The sequence below is a fragment of the Peterkaempfera podocarpi genome (assembly GCF_042466665.1).
Taxonomy (GTDB): Bacteria; Actinomycetota; Actinomycetes; order Streptomycetales; family Streptomycetaceae; genus Peterkaempfera; species Peterkaempfera podocarpi.
Genome location: NZ_CP162102.1, coordinates 691,564 through 705,387 on the forward strand (window position 1 = coordinate 691,564; position 13,824 = coordinate 705,387).

Below are 13,824 nucleotides of genomic sequence, written 5' to 3' on the forward strand. Positions count from 1 at the left end.
GTGTCCTCCTGGGTGGGGGTCGGGGCGGGCTCAGCCGTAGACGATGCGGCGCAGCTGCCGGGCGGAGAGCTCCGGTGCGGCGACCCGCCGGGCGGGCAGCTCGGCGGCGATCCGGCCGAAGATCCGGTCGTTGGTCAGCCCGCGTGCCTGGAGCTCGCCATGGCGGCGCCGGACATAGTCCTCGGTGGTCTCCGAGAAGTACGCCAGCACATCGGCGACCACCCGCGCGGCCTCACCCGGGGCCAGCGGACTGGTGCGGGTGAGATGGGCGAGCAGGTCCTCATGGGGATGCTGTGGCATGGGCACAAGGCAGGAGCGTAGGCATTCCGCGCCCACGACACCAAGATTTCTGCCCGAATTCGGGCAGGAACCCCTTCCAACCCACCCATCCGGGTGCCCGGGCGGCCGCTGGAGGCGAGCGCGTACGATCGACTTCGTCCGAGCGCCGACGACGCCGCCCCGGGACGACCCGCCCCCTCCCGCCTGGAGCACCGACGTTGAGCCAGACCCCCCGCGAGGACTTCCGCGCCGCCGCCCACACCGCAGCCGAACTGGTCGCCGACTACCTGGGCGCAGTCGCGTCCGGGCCGGTGTGGCAGCCCACGGACGACACCGGCCGGGAGCGTCTGCTGTCCGCCCCGCTGCCCGCTGCCGGACGCCCGCTGGAGGAGCTGCTCACCGCCATCGGCGCCGAGGTGATGCCCTACCCCATGGGCAACGGCCACCCCCGCTTCTTCGGCTGGGTGAACTCCGCGCCCGCGCCCGCGGGTGTGCTGGCGACGCTGGCCGCCTCCGCGATGAACCCCAGCTCGGCCGGCGGCGACCACGCGGACGTCCATCTGGAGCGGACCGTGGTGCGCTGGATCGCCGAGCTGGTGGGCTTCCCGCACGAGCCGGGCGCGGGCATCCTCACCTCGGGCACCTCGATGGCGACGGTGCTCTGCCTGGCCGCCGCCCGCAACCGGGCGGCGCAGCGCGCGGGCTGGGACGTCCGCGAGGACGGCCTGGCGGGGATGCCGCCGCTGGTCGCCTATGTCACCGGGGAGACCCACTCCTGTGTGCGCAAGGCGGCGGAACTGCTGGGCCTGGGCAGCCGCCGGCTGCGTACCGTGCCCACCGACGCCGAGGGCCACCTCGATGTGGCCGCGCTGCGCAAGGCGGTCGCTGCGGACCGGGCCGAGGGCCTGCTGCCGTTCCTGGTGGCGGCCTCGGCCGGCACCGTCAACACGGGCGCGGTGGACCCGCTGGACGCGGTGGCCGACCTGTGCGAGGAGGAGGGCCTCTGGCTGCATGTCGACGGTGCCTACGGCGCCTTCGGGGTGCTGGACCCGGCCATCGCGCACCGCTACTCCGGGATGGAGCGCGCCGACTCGCTCGCCCTGGACCCGCACAAGTGGCTCGGGGTGCCGGTGGATTGCGGCTGCGCACTGGTCCGCGACGCCGCAGGGCTGCGCGGCACCTTCAGCCTGGTGCCGCCGTATCTGCGCGACGATGAGGCCGGCGGACTGGGCTGGTTCTCCGAGTACGGGATGGAGCAGACCCGGCCGTTCCGCTCGCTCAAGGTGTGGGCCACCATCGCGCACCGCGGCCGTGACGGCGTCGCTGCCGACATCGCCCGCTGCACCGCACTCGCCCGGCACCTCGGGGAGCTGGTGGAGCGCGACCCCGAGCTGGAGCTGGTGGCTCCGGTGGAGACCTCGATCGTCGCCTTCCGCCACCGCGCCCCGGGGCTGCCCCCGGCGGACGCCGACGCGGTCAACCGCGATCTGCCGCTCGCCGTGCAGCGGCGCGGCCGGGCCTTTGTCACGGGCACCGTGCTGGCCGGCCGGGAGGCGCTGCGGGCCTGTCTGCTCAATGCGGCGACCACCGAGGAGGACCTGGAGGTGCTGCTCGCCGAGGTGCGTGCCGCGGCCGCCGAACTGATGGCGGAGCGGCGCGGCTGACCTGCGTCCCGGCCGAGGCGCCGATCACCGTGGCCCTGCGGCCGCGGGGGTCGGCGCCCGGCCGTCTCACGGGTGTCCACCACCTGTGCGGGGTGCGGCGGTGCCGGCCCCGGCCTGCCGTGTGATCACGGCCGCGTCCGGCGACCCAGGGCCTGCCGCGGCAGACGTCCGCGGGGTCCGCGGGGTTCGCGGCGCTGGTACGCAGCGGGAGACGACCGGCCGCGGGGATGCCGGTACGGGCCATCGACGGGGAACCCAGGCGGCGTCAACTGGCCGACGGGGAGCCGCCGCAGGCAACGGATGACGGATCAGCGCACCCGGCGGGGGCTGCGACGGGGTGATGCGCTATTTTTTTGCGACCCCTTGACCGCCAGGCACCACCCGAGCAGAGAGTTGCCGACCACACCATGAACGACATAGTGCACGGCCTGGGTTCCGCCGCTGTCTTCGGCGCCCTGGGCGTCGTCCTGCTGCTGCTGGGCATCGGGCTGATCGACCTGCTGACGCCCGGCAAGCTCGGCCACCAGATCTGGGTGGAGCGCAACCGCAACGCGGCGGTGCTGCTGAGCTCGGCGCTGCTGGGGATCGGGGGGATCGTCTTCACCTCGATCTGGACCACCTATGACAGCTTCGGCAAGGGCCTGGCCTCCACCGCGTGCTTCGGTGTGCTGGGCCTGGTGCTGATGGCCGTCGCGTTCTGGGCCGTGGACCTGCTGACGCCCGGTCGGCTCGGCGAGATCCTGGTCGACCCGGAGCCGCACCCCGCGGTGTGGGTCACCGCGGCGGTCAACATCTCGGTGGCCGCGGTCGTGGCGGCCTCGATCTCCTGACCTCAGCCGGCCGGTGCGGCGACGCCGAGCCCGTCCAGGACCTGCGCGGCGGGCAGGCCCGCCAGCACCTTGCCCGGCAGCAGCAGCTTGGAGCGCCGCACTCCGCTGCCGACGACCAGCCATGGGGCGTCGGCAGCGGCGGCGTCCACCAGGACCGGCCACTCCGCGGGCAGCCCGATCGGGGTGATTCCGCCGTACTCCATGCCGCTGAGCGAGACCGCCGCCTCCAGCGGGGCGAACGACGCCTTGCGGGCGCCGAGGTGACGGCGGACCAGCCCATTGACGTCCGCCCGGGTCCCGGCCAGCACCATGCAGGCGGCCATGGTGCTGGCCGAGCCCCGCTTCGCCGCCACCAGCACGCAGTTGGCCGACTCCTCCGGCAGCACACCGTAGGTCTCGCAGAAGACCGCGGTGTCGGCCGCGTCCGGGTCGGTGTCCACCACCAGCACCGACTCCGCCGGCCAGGGCCCGGTCCAGGCGGCCAGGGCGGCCGCGACCGGCGGGGCGACCAGGTCGGGCCGTTCCACTGCGGGCCAGGTACGGGCGAAGGTGCCGATGGGTGCGCTGCTCATGGCGCGATGGTACGCGGCGGCACCCGGCTCACTCCGCCGGGCCTGCGGTGACCAGGGCCAGGGTGAAGCCGTCATGGCCCTTGCTGCCCACGGTCTGTACGGCAGTGGCGGTCACCCGGGGCTCCGCGGCGATCAGGTCGTGCATCCGCCGGACGCCTCGGACGGACTCATCGGTGGAGGCGGCGTCGGCGACGGCTCCGCCGCGCACCGTGTTGTCCACCACGATCAGGGTGCCGGGGCGGGAGAGCCTGAGCGCCCACCGGAAGTACTCGGGGTTGCTGGGTTTGTCCGCGTCGACGAAGACCATGTCGAAGGGCCCGTGGCCACGTTCGGAGAGCCGGGGCAGGGTCTCCAGGGCCGGCCCCTGGATCAGGTCGACGCGGTCGGCGAGTCCGGCCTGCGCGATGTTGCCCCGGGCGACCTCGGCGTGCCGGGGGTCGACCTCCAGGGTCACCAGGGTGCCGTCCTCGGGGAGGGCCCGGGCCAGCCAGATGGTGCTGTAGCCACCGAGGGTGCCGATCTCCAGGATGGAGCGCGCCCCGTGGACCAGGGCCAGCAGCTGGAGCAGCTTGCCCTGGTTGGGCGCCACATTGATGGAGGGCAGCCCGGCGGTCGCGCTGGCCCGCAGTGCGGTGTCCAGGGCCGGATCGGGGCCGACCAGGGTGTCGGTGAGATAGGCGTCGACTGCCGTCCAGTGGTCCTGCGTCATGAGGTGTCTCCGTCCGTCGGGGTCGTCTTCGCCCATCATGTCGACGGTGCCCGGCGGCTGCCGGGAATTCCGCGGCGGGCCGTCGGATCGCGGTTCAGCGGGTCAGCGGGGGAACCGAGACGACCATGGTCAGCAGGAGCGGGCGGTCTGCCGCGTTGCCGTAGCGGTGCGCAACCGCGGCGTCGAAGGTCGCGGTGGTGCCTGCCGGGACGATGTGGTCCCGGCCGTCGACGGTGAGGGTGAGCTCGCCCTCGTCGACCCGGACCAGTTCCACCGTACCGGCCGGGTGGGATTCCGAGCCGTGGCCCTCGCCGGGCTCTATCCGCCAGGACCACAGCTCCAGCGGCCCGGGCGCCTCCACGCCGGCCAGCAGGGTTCCGCTGCTGCCGGCCGGGGTGGTCCACAGCGGCACGGCCCGGTCCCCGGGGACGAGCCGGACGGACGGGCCCTCGGCGTAGTCCAGCAGTCGGGCGATGCTCACCCCCAGGGCGTCGGCGAGCCTGACCACGGTGCCGACGCTGGGGTTGGTCCGGGCCTGCTCGATCTGCACGACCATGCCGCGGCTGACCCCGGACCGCGCCGCCAGGGAGTCCAGGGTGTGCCCCCGTTCGGTGCGCAGGCGCTTGAGATTACGGGCGAGCGCCTGAGTGACCTGGTCGGTGTCGGGCACGGGCCATCCTCCACGGGTCATTATATTGATTCGCGCAGTTCACTTCACTGCACTATTCTCAAGGGCAGTTTTCAGTCCACCCCAATGTACTGCGGAGTGCACCATGCTGTCCCTTGCCGAGGCCACCCCATGACCGCCCTGCTCGCCCTGACCGGAAGCCTCCTCTGGGGGCTGGCCGACTTCGGCGGTGGCCTGCTCACCCGGCGGCTGTCCGCACTGCTGGTGGTGGTCGTCTCCCAGGTCGCCGCTGCGGCACTGCTGCTGCCCGCCGCCATGGCGACCGGCGCCGTCCAGGACGCCGGACCCCGGCTGCTCTGCGCGGTCGCCGCCGGCCTGCTCGGCCCGGCCGCGCTCTTCTGCTACTACCGCGCGCTGGCGATCGGCCCCATGGGCGTGGTCTCACCACTGGCCACCGTGAGCGTCGTGGTGCCCGTCGGGCTGGGGCTGGTGCTCGGCGAGCGTCCGGGCGCGGCGCAGGCCGCGGGCATCGCCGTCGCCGTGGCGGGGGTGGCTCTGGCCGGCGGCCCCGAGGTGCGCGGCACCGCCGTGGGCCGTCAGGCGGTGCTGCTCGCCCTGGTCGCCGCCTTCGGGTTCGGCACCGTGATGGCGCTGATCGCCGAGGCGTCCGAGGGCGGCGGGCTGCTGCTGGCGCTCTGTGTGCAGCGGGTGCTCAATGTCGCGGTCGGCGGTACGGCGCTGCTGCTGGCCGCCCGGCGCGACCCCACGAGGACGCTCCCCGCGGAGGGCCTGTGGCCGGCGCTGCGGCCGCGGCTGCCGGCACTGGCCGCGGTGGGCATCGCGGATGTGGCGGCCAACGGTGCCTATGCGCTGGCGGCCCGGGGCGGACAGGTGTCGGTGGCGGCAGTGCTGGCCTCGCTGTATCCCATCGCCACCGCGCTGCTGGCGCGGGGGCTGCTCCGGGAGCGGCTGCGCCCGGTGCAGGCGGTGGGAGCGGGGCTGGCCCTGGTGGGCACCGTACTGCTGGCGGCGGGGTGAGCAGCCGCCGCGGTGGTCACTCGGTGGCGGCCGCCACCGGCTCGGCCTCGGCGCCGCCCTCGGGGTCGGGGTCGGGGCCGGCCGGGTGCGCCCGGGAGGCGCGCCACCGCATCAGCAGGAACGAGCCGGCACCGAGGCAGACCGCCAGGATCAGGCCCAGCCAGGAGAACCTCTTCAGCCAGTCCTCCGCCACCACGCCCAGGTAGTAGACACCGGCGGTGGTGCCGCCCGCCCAGATGACGCCGCCCAGCACATTGGCGATCAGGAACTTCCAGTACGGCATGCGCAGCGCACCCGACAGCGGGCCTGCGAAGATCCGCAGCAGCGCGACAAAGCGGCCGAAGAAGACCGCCCACATGCCCCATCGCTGGAAGGACCGCTCCGCGGAGGCCAGCTGCCCGGGCCCGAAGTGCTTGGGGAAGCGCTGACCCAGCCGTTCGAAGAGCGGCTTGCCGCCCTTGCGGCCGATGGCGTACCCGATGGAGTCGCCCACGATGGCGCCGAGGGTGGCGCACAGACCCACCAGCACCGGGTTGACCGTGCCGTGGGAGGCCAGCAGGGACGCGCTGACCAGGGCGATCTCACCGGGAAGCGGGATCCCCAGACTCTCCACGCCGATGATCAATGCGACCAGTGCGTAGACCGCCCCCGGAGGGACGCTCTCGATCCACGCGTCGATGTGCAACGCCGCTACCTCCGTGGGCGGTGGATGCCTGCTGCCTGACAGGGAAGCCTAACCCGATCACCACCGCAGGCGTCGGCCACGACAGGCCCGCACACCCTCCGCCCCCGTCGCAGGGACCGACGAACGGCGCCCGCGCCCGGTTCCCGGACCCGCGACGCAGACGGGCACCGGACAGGCGTCGGAACGGGCACCGGACGGGCGTCGGCCGCCGCCGGGGCAGCGGCGGCGGCCGGCTCGATACCGGGATCAGCCCCGGCGCGATCCAGAGTGGGTCACGAGGTGTTCCACGACGCAGTCCGGACCCGGGAAGATCAGCGCCTCATGGCCGTCCTCGAATCGCACCAGGTACGGCGGGGAGCCGCCCGGGCCACGGACCTCGACGATCCGGCCGATCCTGTCGTGGGCACCGACCGTGCGGCCGTGAATGTGCACCATGTCCCCGATGACGGCGTTCATGGCAGGCCCTCCTTTCACCGCGATGCCTCTCCCTCGTTGGTATCAGGAGCGGGCCGCCCTGTCACCCGCTGGACGTCGCGCCGCCGGGCCGGGCAGCCCCCCGCGGGCGGGGCTCCCCCACCGCGCGGGCCGGTCACCGCCGGTCGCCCCGCCGTACGCGCGGGCGCCGCACCCGGGGCCCGGCCGGTTCTGACGCGGCAGGCCTGTCCTAGGCTGCGCCCCGGCTGGGGGGTGCCGGGCGGACCGGCGCCGGGGAGGGGGACCCTTGTTCGGCATCGTCCGACCGTGCAGGCACCGCCTGTCGGAGCGCCTGCGGACCTCCTGGACGGCGCATCTGTGCGGCCTCTGCCTGGCACTGCGCGACAACCACGGGCAGCTGGCCCGCACCGCCACCAACTACGACGGCCTGATCATCTCGGTGCTCGTCGAGGCCCAGACCTCCGGCACCGGCGCCGCCGGGCGGCGGACCGCCGGGCCCTGCCCGCTGCGCGGGATGCGGACCGCAGAAGTGGCGCGCGGCGAGGGCGCCCGGCTGGCGGCGGCGGTCTCGCTGGCGCTGGCCGCGGTCAAGGTCCGCGACCATGTGGTGGACGGCGACGGGGCGTTCGCCCGGCGTCCGGTGGCCGCCGGGGCCCGCGCGGTCGCCGGGCGATGGGACAGGCAGAGCGCGGGCAGCGGCGCAGCGGTGGGCTTCGACACGGCCGTGCTGCTGGAGGCGGCCTCGCGGCAGGCGGAGCTGGAGCGCGGCGCGGGGCCCGGCACCTCGGTGCTGGTGGTCACCGAGCCCACCGAGACGGCCACCGCCGCGGCCTTCGCCCATACCGCGGCGCTCGCGGGATGCCCTCGGAACTCGGAGCCGCTGGCGGAGGCGGGTCGGCTCTTCGGCCGGCTGGCCCATCTGCTCGACGCCGCCGAGGATCTGCGGGAGGACGCCGAGCGCGGTGCCTGGAATCCGCTGGCGGCCACCGGAACCGGGTTGGACGAGGCGCACCGGCTGTGCCGTGAGGCGGTGCACGGCATCCGGCTGGCTCTGGGGGATGTGGAGTTCAGCGACGGCGCCCTGGCGCACCGGCTGCTGGCCCATGAGACGGAGCGGGCCGTGCAGCGGGTCTTCGGCGCCCCGGGGCACCGCTGCGCCATCGGCGGCCGGGACACGTCGGAGGCGGTACGGCGCGCCCCCGGCGACCCGACCAGGCAGCTGCCGCCGGACTGGGGGCCCGGCGGACCCGGCTTCGGCCCGCCGCCCGGCGATCCGCCGCCGCGCCGCGGCCTGCTCGCGGGCTGCGCCGTCTGGGCGATGATGGCCTGCACCTGCCAGCTGTGCTGCCGCGAGGAGTTCGACGACCCCTGGACCCACCGCAAGCGGCAGGGCTGCTGCAACTACTGCGACTGCTGCAATGCCTGCGACTGCTGTGACGGGTGCGATGGCTGCGATGGTTGCGACTGCTGTGACGGGTGCGACTGCGATGGCTGTGACGGGTGCGATTGCGGGTGCGACTGCTGACAGCGGGGCACCCGCCCAGCAGCAGATGCATACGCAGTATGTATATTCCTGCCATGTCGATCCACATATCCACCCGCCTGCGCCGGATGTCCGTCAGCGGTGCCCTGGGCGCCGCCGCCCTCGCACTGACGCTGAGCGGATGCACCTCCTACGACACCACCACCCCGAAGAGCGCACGGGACAAGGCGTCCTCCAGCTCTTCGGGCGCCGTCGGAGCGGTCGACTGCCGGGTGGCCAAGTGTGTGGCACTGACTTTTGACGCCGGCCCCAGCGAGAACACCCCTCGGCTGCTGGACATCCTCAAGCAGCACAACGCCCATGCCACCTTCTTCATGCTGGGCGCCAACCATGTCGCCAGGTACCCGGACTCGGTGCGCCGGATCGCCGCGGAGGGGCACGAGCTCGCCAACCACACCTGGTCGCACAAGATCCTCACCGACATCGAGCCGGAGGAGGCCCGCAAGGAGATCGCCCTCACTCAGGACGCCGTCGCCAGGATCACCGGCACCCGTCCGGTGCTGCTGCGCCCGCCGCAGGGCCGCACCAACGACAAGGTCGCCTCGATCTGCCGGGACCTGGGCATGGCCGAGGTCCTGTGGAGCGTCACCGCCAAGGACTACCAGACCACCGACTCGGCGCTGATCCAGAAGCGGGTCCTCGACCAGGTGAAGCCGGACGGCATCATCCTGCTGCACGACATCTACCGGGGCACCGTCCCCGCCGTCCCCGGGATCCTGGACGCGCTGAAGCAGCGCGGCTACACGGTGGTGACCGTCTCCCAGCTGCTGGCCCCCGCAAAGCCGGTGCCCGGCACGGTCTACAAACCCTGAGGCTCCACCGGCGCGGCCGCGACGCCCGGAATCCCAGCTGACGGGACGTCAGGATCCTTGCGCACGACCCTTCGCGACAAAGCGCAGATGCACCACGGAGGGCCGCTTGGCGCGTACCACCGGCAGCCGGACGGCATAGGGAACCAGCCTGCCCAGCCGCCCGCGCCCCGGCGGCGGCACCACATCGCGCACCTCGGCCACCGCGGGGTGCGCGGTGCGCAGCTGCTGCTGCTCGGAGGCGTCCATCCCCCAGGGCATCGGCGGCACCGTGTAACCGCCGGAGCGCATCCGCCCCTCGCTGGCCAGTCGGCTGAACCAGCGCGGCACCGCGTCCAGCACCATGCCGTCGCCTGGGAAGTGCTCGGCGCACATCGCGATCAGGTCGCGCACCTCGCCGGGCCGCAGATACATCAGCAGACCCTGGGCGGTGACCAGCACCCCGTTGCCGGGGTCCACCTCGTCCGTCCAGCGGCTGTCGGTGGCCGAGCAGGCGAGCACCCGCTGCCTGGGCTCCGCCGGCAGCAGCCGTTCCCGCAGCGCCGCCGACTCCGGCAGATCCACCGCCAGCCACTGGGCGCGGCCGTTGTCGACCCGCCAGAACTGGGTCTCCAGCCCCGCCCCCAGCGACACCACCGTGCCGCGCGGGTGGCGCAGCAGGAAGTCGGCCACCTCGTGGTCGAAACAGCGCACCCGCAGCGCCTGGAGCTGCCCCTGGAGGCGGACGGAGGGCTCCGCCGGGGAGCCGAAGCGCTGCTCGAAGGGGTAGTCGATGTCCTCCACCAGCCGCACCGCCATCGGGTCGGGCAGCAGGGTGTCCGGTCGGCGGGCCTCCACCGCGCGGTGGTAAAGCGTCCAGAGAGCGGTTTCAGGCACCGGGCCGAGGTCGTTCGGGCTGCCGGCGGGCCGGTGGTCGGTCGTCATCGCCATGCCTCCTCCGTGGCGGGGCACCGCGGCCGCGCGGGCCCCTGCGGGCATTCTCGCGGAAGGCATCCGACTTCGCGCCGCCGTTTCCGCCGCCGGCCGCGCTCAGGAGAGGGTGAAGGCGCCGTCCGGCGGAGGCGGCGATGGACGGGCGGCGGAGTCCGGTACCGGTGCGGTGCTCCCGATGAAGCGGTCCAGCTCGGCGCCGTGCACCACCCTGGCGGGGAAGGGGTCCGCGGCGAGCCGCCGGGTGAGTTCCGCCGTGGGGACCGGCTGTCGGGAGCCCACCAGCACCACATTGCCGAAGCGGCGGCCGCGCAGCACCGACGGCTCGGCGATCAGGCAGGTCTCCGGCAGCACCGCCCGTACCGTGGCGGCCTGCGCCCGGGCGAAGTCCAGCGGCGGACCGTCGGCCAGATTGACGGCGTAGCGGCCCCCGGGGCGCAGCACCCGGGCGGCCTCCCTGACGAACTCCGTGCTGGTGAGGTGGGCGGGCACCCGGGAACCGCCGAAGACGTCCGCCAGCACCAGGTCGACGGAGGCGTCCGGGGCGGCGGCCAGGGCCTCCCGGGCGTCACCGACCTCGACCTCGATCCGGACGCCGGGGCCGCCCTCCCACGGCAGCTGCTCGGCGACCAGCTCGACCAGCGGACCGTCGATCTCGACGACCTGCTGGAGAGAGCCGGGCCGGGTGGCCGCGGTGTAGCGGGGCAGCGCGAGCGCCCCTCCCCCGAGATGCAGCACCGCCAGCGGGCATCCGGGCTCGGCGGCGGTGTCCACCACGTGGCCGAGCCGCCGGGCGTACTCGAACTCCAGATGGGCCGGGTCGTCCAGGTCCACATAGGACTGGGGGGTGCCGTCGAGCGTCAGCAGCCAGGCCCGGGGCCGGTCGACATCGGGGAGCAGCCCCGCCGTGCCGAGCGCCACCGCCCGGTGCACCGGCAGGGGCTCCTCGTTGTGCTCCTCGGGTTGCTGCTGCTCATCGGCCATGCCGCCATTGTCGGGCACGGGGGCGGCGTCCCCGAGCGCACCCCGGCTCCCTCGCGGCGGCCCCGCAGCGGGGTGCTCCGTCTGCGGAGCCGCTGCGACTGCTTTCCCCCCGCCAGGCCCTCGGTGCCCGGCCGCCCAAGGCGTCGGCACACGTGCCCGCGGTCAGGTCGAGGACCGGGCCACCAGCTGCATACGGACGACGGTGTCCGCCATCCCGCCGCTGCCCGCCATCTGGTCGGCCACCTGCTCGACGGCGGCCTGCCCGAGCCTGCGTTTGTCGATGTACAGGGTGGTCAGCGGCGGGTCCACCAGTTCACCGAGCGTCAGCCCGTCGAATCCGACAAAGGCACAGTCGCCGGGGACCGCCAGGCCCCGGGCCATGGCGTGCCGCATCGCGCCGATGGCGATCATGTCGTTGTACGAGACGACAGCGGTGACCTCGGGCGCCGTCTCCAGCAGACGCTCCATGGCCGCCGCCCCGCCCTGCACGGAGTTGGTCGCCAGCTGCCGCCAGTGGGGTTCGACCGGCAGTCCGTACTCCGCGGCCACGGCGCTGAACAGCCCGCTGCGCACATCGGGCGCTCCGGACTCGGCGCGGTCGCGGTCGTCGATCGTGGCGATCCGGCGGTGCCCTCGGGCGACCAGGTGGTCGAAGGCCTGCCGGATGCCCGAGGAGAAGTCGATCCGTACCGTGGACACCTCCACGGGCCGGTCCTCATTGCCCAGCAGGACGAAGGGGATGCCTGATCCGGCCACCCGGGCGATGGCCGTCGGGTCGAGCATGAACGCCACGCAGGCGTCCACATGGTCCACGACGGTCTCCGCGACCTCCTGCTCCTTTCCCCTGGGATGCGGTCGTGTAGATCACGACCTGCCAGCCTCGGGCGTCGGCCGCCTCCAGTACGCCGGCCACCACCTCGGGGAAGAAGGGGTTGAGCACGTCGGCGATCACCAGGCCGAGGGTGGTGGTGGACTGCCGGACCATGCCGCGGGCGAAACGGCTCGGCCGATAGCCCATTTCCTGCGCCACCGAGAGAATCCGCTGCCGGGTCGCGGGATCGATCTCCGGTTTGTCGTTGATGGCCCGCGAAACGGTCTGCCGGGACACCCCGGTCGAGCGTGCCACGTCGTCGATCGTGACGCGCCGCGGCCTGTTCGTTGTAGACACGATCCAGACTCTAGCCTTCCCCCGGCCGAGGCCCGGCCGGTTTGCGAGGGACGTTTGTTCCGTGAGCGCTCACGTGAACGCTCACGGCTTATGATCCGACGTCCCGCCGCTCGGGTCAAGGGCGGCAATCGATGTACGCCAACACGCTTGACAGCTCCGTCCGACAGGATCAGTCTCTCTCCGGGAACGCTCACGTGAACGTTCACGGGTCAACGCAACGGCCTGACTGCTGTCCCGTTCGCAGCCGGAGGAACCACGCAATGCCAAGATCCCGCACCACCGCAGCCGTGCTTCTCAGCCTCGCCATGGCCGCTCCGCTCACCGCCTGCTCCGTGGGCAATACGACAGCGGGCGGGGGCAGGAATGCGCAGGAGATCACCTTCCTGACGTTCGAGACGCCCAATCTCACCCCGAAGTACTGGGACGACGCCATCAAGCGGGTCACCGCGCAGTACCCCGACATCACGGTGAAGAAGCTGGTGTCGCCGAGCGCGGACCGTACGGCGTACGCCAAGCAGCTACGCGCCTCCGGCCAGCTGCCCGACGTCATGATCGCCGTCAGCCCCAGCGGCTTCGCCGAGGCCGGCGACCTGTACGCCTGGCAGCCCTCGGAGCTCAAGGACTTCGTGGTACCGGACGGCGGCGCCATCGGCGGCAAGGTCTACCAGCTGCCCCCAACACCCAGACCATCCCCAACGTCTACTACCGCAAGTCGATGTTCGCCGCGGCCGGCATCACCGCCCCGCCGAAGACCTACGCCGAACTCCTCGCGGACTGCGCCAAGTTGAAGGCCAAGAACACCACCCCGTTCGTGGTCGGCGGCGGTAAGGACGCCTTCCCGACGGTTCTGCCGCTGACCGGCACCGTGGGCACCGACGTCTACCGCAAGGACCCCGACTGGATGCTCAAGCGCCGCGACGGCAGCGTGAAGTTCGCCGAGCCGGACTTCGTCGGCGCACTCACCAAGGTCGGCGACCTCGCACACAAGGGCTACATCGACCCCAAGATGGTCTCGCTGGACTACGCCGCGACCGAACAGGCCTTCCTCAAGGGCAAGGGCGCGATGTACCCGATGGGCTCCTGGTTCGCGGCGTCCGGTGACAAGAGCCCGATCAAGGACGACATCGGGGTCTTCCCCTGGCCCACCGACGACGGCTCGGAACTGCTCCCGGAGTACACCGGCGGCGGCCTGGATGTGAACGCCCACTCCAAGAACCTCGACGCGGCCAAGAAGTTCGCCCTGGCCTTCCAGCTGGACAAGACCAACCTCGACGCCTCGGTGAAGTCCGACGCCCTCTTCCCCGCGATCAAGGGCTACACCCCGCCCACCGGCATGGGCCCGGTCTTCACCGAGTCGTACGACCTCTGGACCAAGGCGGTCAAGGACAAGGCCACCGTCAAGGCGTTCGCCTGGGAGACCGGCGGCGACGCCCTGCTGCCCGGAGTGGACGCCAAGGTCTTCGCCGCGACCCAGGACGTCATCCTCGGCCGCAAGTCGCCGCAGGCGGCGGCCGCCTACCTGGACGACGAGTGGAAGAAGGCCTCCTGAC

The 13,824-nt window shown here is 72.9% G+C and carries 17 protein-coding genes; 7 read left to right on the forward strand and 10 right to left on the reverse strand.

The genetic code is table 11. The features are described from left to right. Window positions 1-30 precede the first annotated feature (30 nt). Window positions 31-300, reverse strand: a complete 270-nt coding sequence (locus AB0761_RS03155; RefSeq protein WP_377267309.1) for a hypothetical protein — start codon at window positions 298-300, stop codon at window positions 31-33. A gap of 197 nt (window positions 301-497) precedes the next feature. On the opposite strand from AB0761_RS03155, the gene AB0761_RS03160 reads away from it, so the two are divergent. Next, complete coding sequence (locus AB0761_RS03160; protein WP_377267310.1) at window positions 498-1,943, forward strand: pyridoxal phosphate-dependent decarboxylase family protein; 1,446 nt, start codon at window positions 498-500, stop codon at window positions 1,941-1,943. Window positions 1,944-2,350: 407 nt separating this feature from the next. Next, window positions 2,351-2,773, forward strand: a complete 423-nt coding sequence (locus AB0761_RS03165; RefSeq protein ID WP_377267311.1) for a DUF350 domain-containing protein — start codon at window positions 2,351-2,353, stop codon at window positions 2,771-2,773. Between the two features lie 2 nt (window positions 2,774-2,775). Here AB0761_RS03165 and AB0761_RS03170 read toward each other — a convergent pair whose 3' ends face one another. From AB0761_RS03170 to AB0761_RS03180, 3 genes are all read right to left on the reverse strand, one after another. After that, complete coding sequence (locus AB0761_RS03170) at window positions 2,776-3,345, reverse strand: YbaK/EbsC family protein (RefSeq protein WP_377267312.1); 570 nt, start codon at window positions 3,343-3,345, stop codon at window positions 2,776-2,778. A 28-nt stretch (window positions 3,346-3,373) separates the two neighbouring features. Then, complete coding sequence (locus AB0761_RS03175; RefSeq protein ID WP_377267313.1) at window positions 3,374-4,054, reverse strand: O-methyltransferase; 681 nt, start codon at window positions 4,052-4,054, stop codon at window positions 3,374-3,376. A 94-nt stretch (window positions 4,055-4,148) separates the two neighbouring features. After that, a complete protein-coding gene (locus AB0761_RS03180) occupies window positions 4,149-4,745 on the reverse strand; it encodes a helix-turn-helix domain-containing protein (protein ID WP_377267314.1) in 597 nt (198 codons plus the stop codon). 108 nt (window positions 4,746-4,853) lie between these two features. On the opposite strand from AB0761_RS03180, the gene AB0761_RS03185 reads away from it, so the two are divergent. Next, the gene (locus AB0761_RS03185) at window positions 4,854-5,720 is read left to right on the forward strand and encodes an EamA family transporter (protein WP_377267316.1); all 867 of its coding nucleotides are present in this window, start codon (window positions 4,854-4,856) and stop codon (window positions 5,718-5,720) included. Window positions 5,721-5,736: 16 nt separating this feature from the next. On the opposite strand, the gene AB0761_RS03190 is transcribed toward AB0761_RS03185, so the two are convergent. Together AB0761_RS03190 and AB0761_RS03195 are read right to left on the reverse strand one after the other, a co-directional pair. Then, window positions 5,737-6,405 (reverse strand): DedA family protein, encoded by a 669-nt coding sequence (locus tag AB0761_RS03190; RefSeq protein WP_377267318.1) that lies wholly within the window; start codon window positions 6,403-6,405, stop codon window positions 5,737-5,739. Between the two features lie 246 nt (window positions 6,406-6,651). Then, entirely contained in the window at window positions 6,652-6,861 is a 210-nt protein-coding gene (locus tag AB0761_RS03195; protein ID WP_377267320.1) for a DUF1918 domain-containing protein, read from the reverse strand. Between the two features lie 265 nt (window positions 6,862-7,126). Between AB0761_RS03195 and AB0761_RS03200 the strand changes: the two genes are divergently transcribed. Both AB0761_RS03200 and AB0761_RS03205 read left to right on the forward strand, forming a co-directional pair. Beyond that, window positions 7,127-8,365 carry a DUF5685 family protein gene (locus AB0761_RS03200; protein ID WP_377267321.1) on the forward strand — a complete coding sequence of 413 codons (1,239 nt, stop codon included), beginning with the start codon at window positions 7,127-7,129 and terminating at the stop codon, window positions 8,363-8,365. 53 nt (window positions 8,366-8,418) lie between these two features. After that, window positions 8,419-9,195 (forward strand): polysaccharide deacetylase family protein, encoded by a 777-nt coding sequence (locus AB0761_RS03205; RefSeq protein ID WP_377267322.1) that lies wholly within the window; start codon window positions 8,419-8,421, stop codon window positions 9,193-9,195. 48 nt (window positions 9,196-9,243) lie between these two features. Here AB0761_RS03205 and AB0761_RS03210 read toward each other — a convergent pair whose 3' ends face one another. From AB0761_RS03210 to AB0761_RS03225, 4 genes are all read right to left on the reverse strand, one after another. Beyond that, window positions 9,244-10,116, reverse strand: coding sequence for a class I SAM-dependent methyltransferase (locus tag AB0761_RS03210; RefSeq protein ID WP_377267323.1), 873 nt, complete (start codon window positions 10,114-10,116; stop codon window positions 9,244-9,246). 105 nt (window positions 10,117-10,221) lie between these two features. Beyond that, window positions 10,222-11,106: a spermidine synthase gene (locus AB0761_RS03215; RefSeq protein WP_377267324.1), complete on the reverse strand. Its 885-nt coding sequence runs from the start codon at window positions 11,104-11,106 to the stop codon at window positions 10,222-10,224. Window positions 11,107-11,268: 162 nt separating this feature from the next. Further along, a complete protein-coding gene (locus AB0761_RS03220) occupies window positions 11,269-11,919 on the reverse strand; it encodes a substrate-binding domain-containing protein (RefSeq protein ID WP_377267326.1) in 651 nt (216 codons plus the stop codon). Continuing rightward, window positions 11,822-12,274, reverse strand: a complete 453-nt coding sequence (locus AB0761_RS03225; RefSeq protein WP_377267327.1) for a LacI family DNA-binding transcriptional regulator — start codon at window positions 12,272-12,274, stop codon at window positions 11,822-11,824. Before AB0761_RS03225 ends, AB0761_RS03220 begins: the two co-directional genes overlap by 98 nt. 260 nt (window positions 12,275-12,534) lie before the next feature. Between AB0761_RS03225 and AB0761_RS03230 the strand changes: the two genes are divergently transcribed. Both AB0761_RS03230 and AB0761_RS03235 read left to right on the forward strand, forming a co-directional pair. Further along, window positions 12,535-13,062, forward strand: a complete 528-nt coding sequence (locus AB0761_RS03230) for a hypothetical protein (RefSeq protein WP_377267328.1) — start codon at window positions 12,535-12,537, stop codon at window positions 13,060-13,062. Continuing rightward, window positions 12,990-13,823: an extracellular solute-binding protein gene (locus AB0761_RS03235; RefSeq protein ID WP_377267330.1), complete on the forward strand. Its 834-nt coding sequence runs from the start codon at window positions 12,990-12,992 to the stop codon at window positions 13,821-13,823. Before AB0761_RS03230 ends, AB0761_RS03235 begins: the two co-directional genes overlap by 73 nt. Window position 13,824: the final 1 nt, after the last annotated feature.

Bases quoted from the DNA above. Each gene is read 5' to 3' on its own strand.
- AB0761_RS03155 (WP_377267309.1), bottom strand. From the start codon at position 300: ATGCCACAGCATCCCCATGAGGACCTGCTCGCCCATCTCACCCGCACC.
- AB0761_RS03195 (WP_377267320.1), bottom strand. From the start codon at position 6,861: ATGAACGCCGTCATCGGGGACATGGTGCACATTCACGGCCGCACGGTC.
- AB0761_RS03170 (WP_377267312.1), bottom strand. From the start codon at position 3,345: ATGAGCAGCGCACCCATCGGCACCTTCGCCCGTACCTGGCCCGCAGTG.
- AB0761_RS03175 (WP_377267313.1), bottom strand. From the start codon at position 4,054: ATGACGCAGGACCACTGGACGGCAGTCGACGCCTATCTCACCGACACC.
- AB0761_RS03215 (WP_377267324.1), bottom strand. From the start codon at position 11,106: ATGGCCGATGAGCAGCAGCAACCCGAGGAGCACAACGAGGAGCCCCTG.
- AB0761_RS03165 (WP_377267311.1), top strand. From the start codon at position 2,351: ATGAACGACATAGTGCACGGCCTGGGTTCCGCCGCTGTCTTCGGCGCC.
- AB0761_RS03185 (WP_377267316.1), top strand. From the start codon at position 4,854: ATGACCGCCCTGCTCGCCCTGACCGGAAGCCTCCTCTGGGGGCTGGCC.
- AB0761_RS03205 (WP_377267322.1), top strand. From the start codon at position 8,419: ATGTCGATCCACATATCCACCCGCCTGCGCCGGATGTCCGTCAGCGGT.
- AB0761_RS03180 (WP_377267314.1), bottom strand. From the start codon at position 4,745: ATGACCCGTGGAGGATGGCCCGTGCCCGACACCGACCAGGTCACTCAG.
- AB0761_RS03230 (WP_377267328.1), top strand. From the start codon at position 12,535: ATGCCAAGATCCCGCACCACCGCAGCCGTGCTTCTCAGCCTCGCCATG.
- AB0761_RS03210 (WP_377267323.1), bottom strand. From the start codon at position 10,116: ATGACGACCGACCACCGGCCCGCCGGCAGCCCGAACGACCTCGGCCCG.
- AB0761_RS03235 (WP_377267330.1), top strand. From the start codon at position 12,990: ATGTTCGCCGCGGCCGGCATCACCGCCCCGCCGAAGACCTACGCCGAA.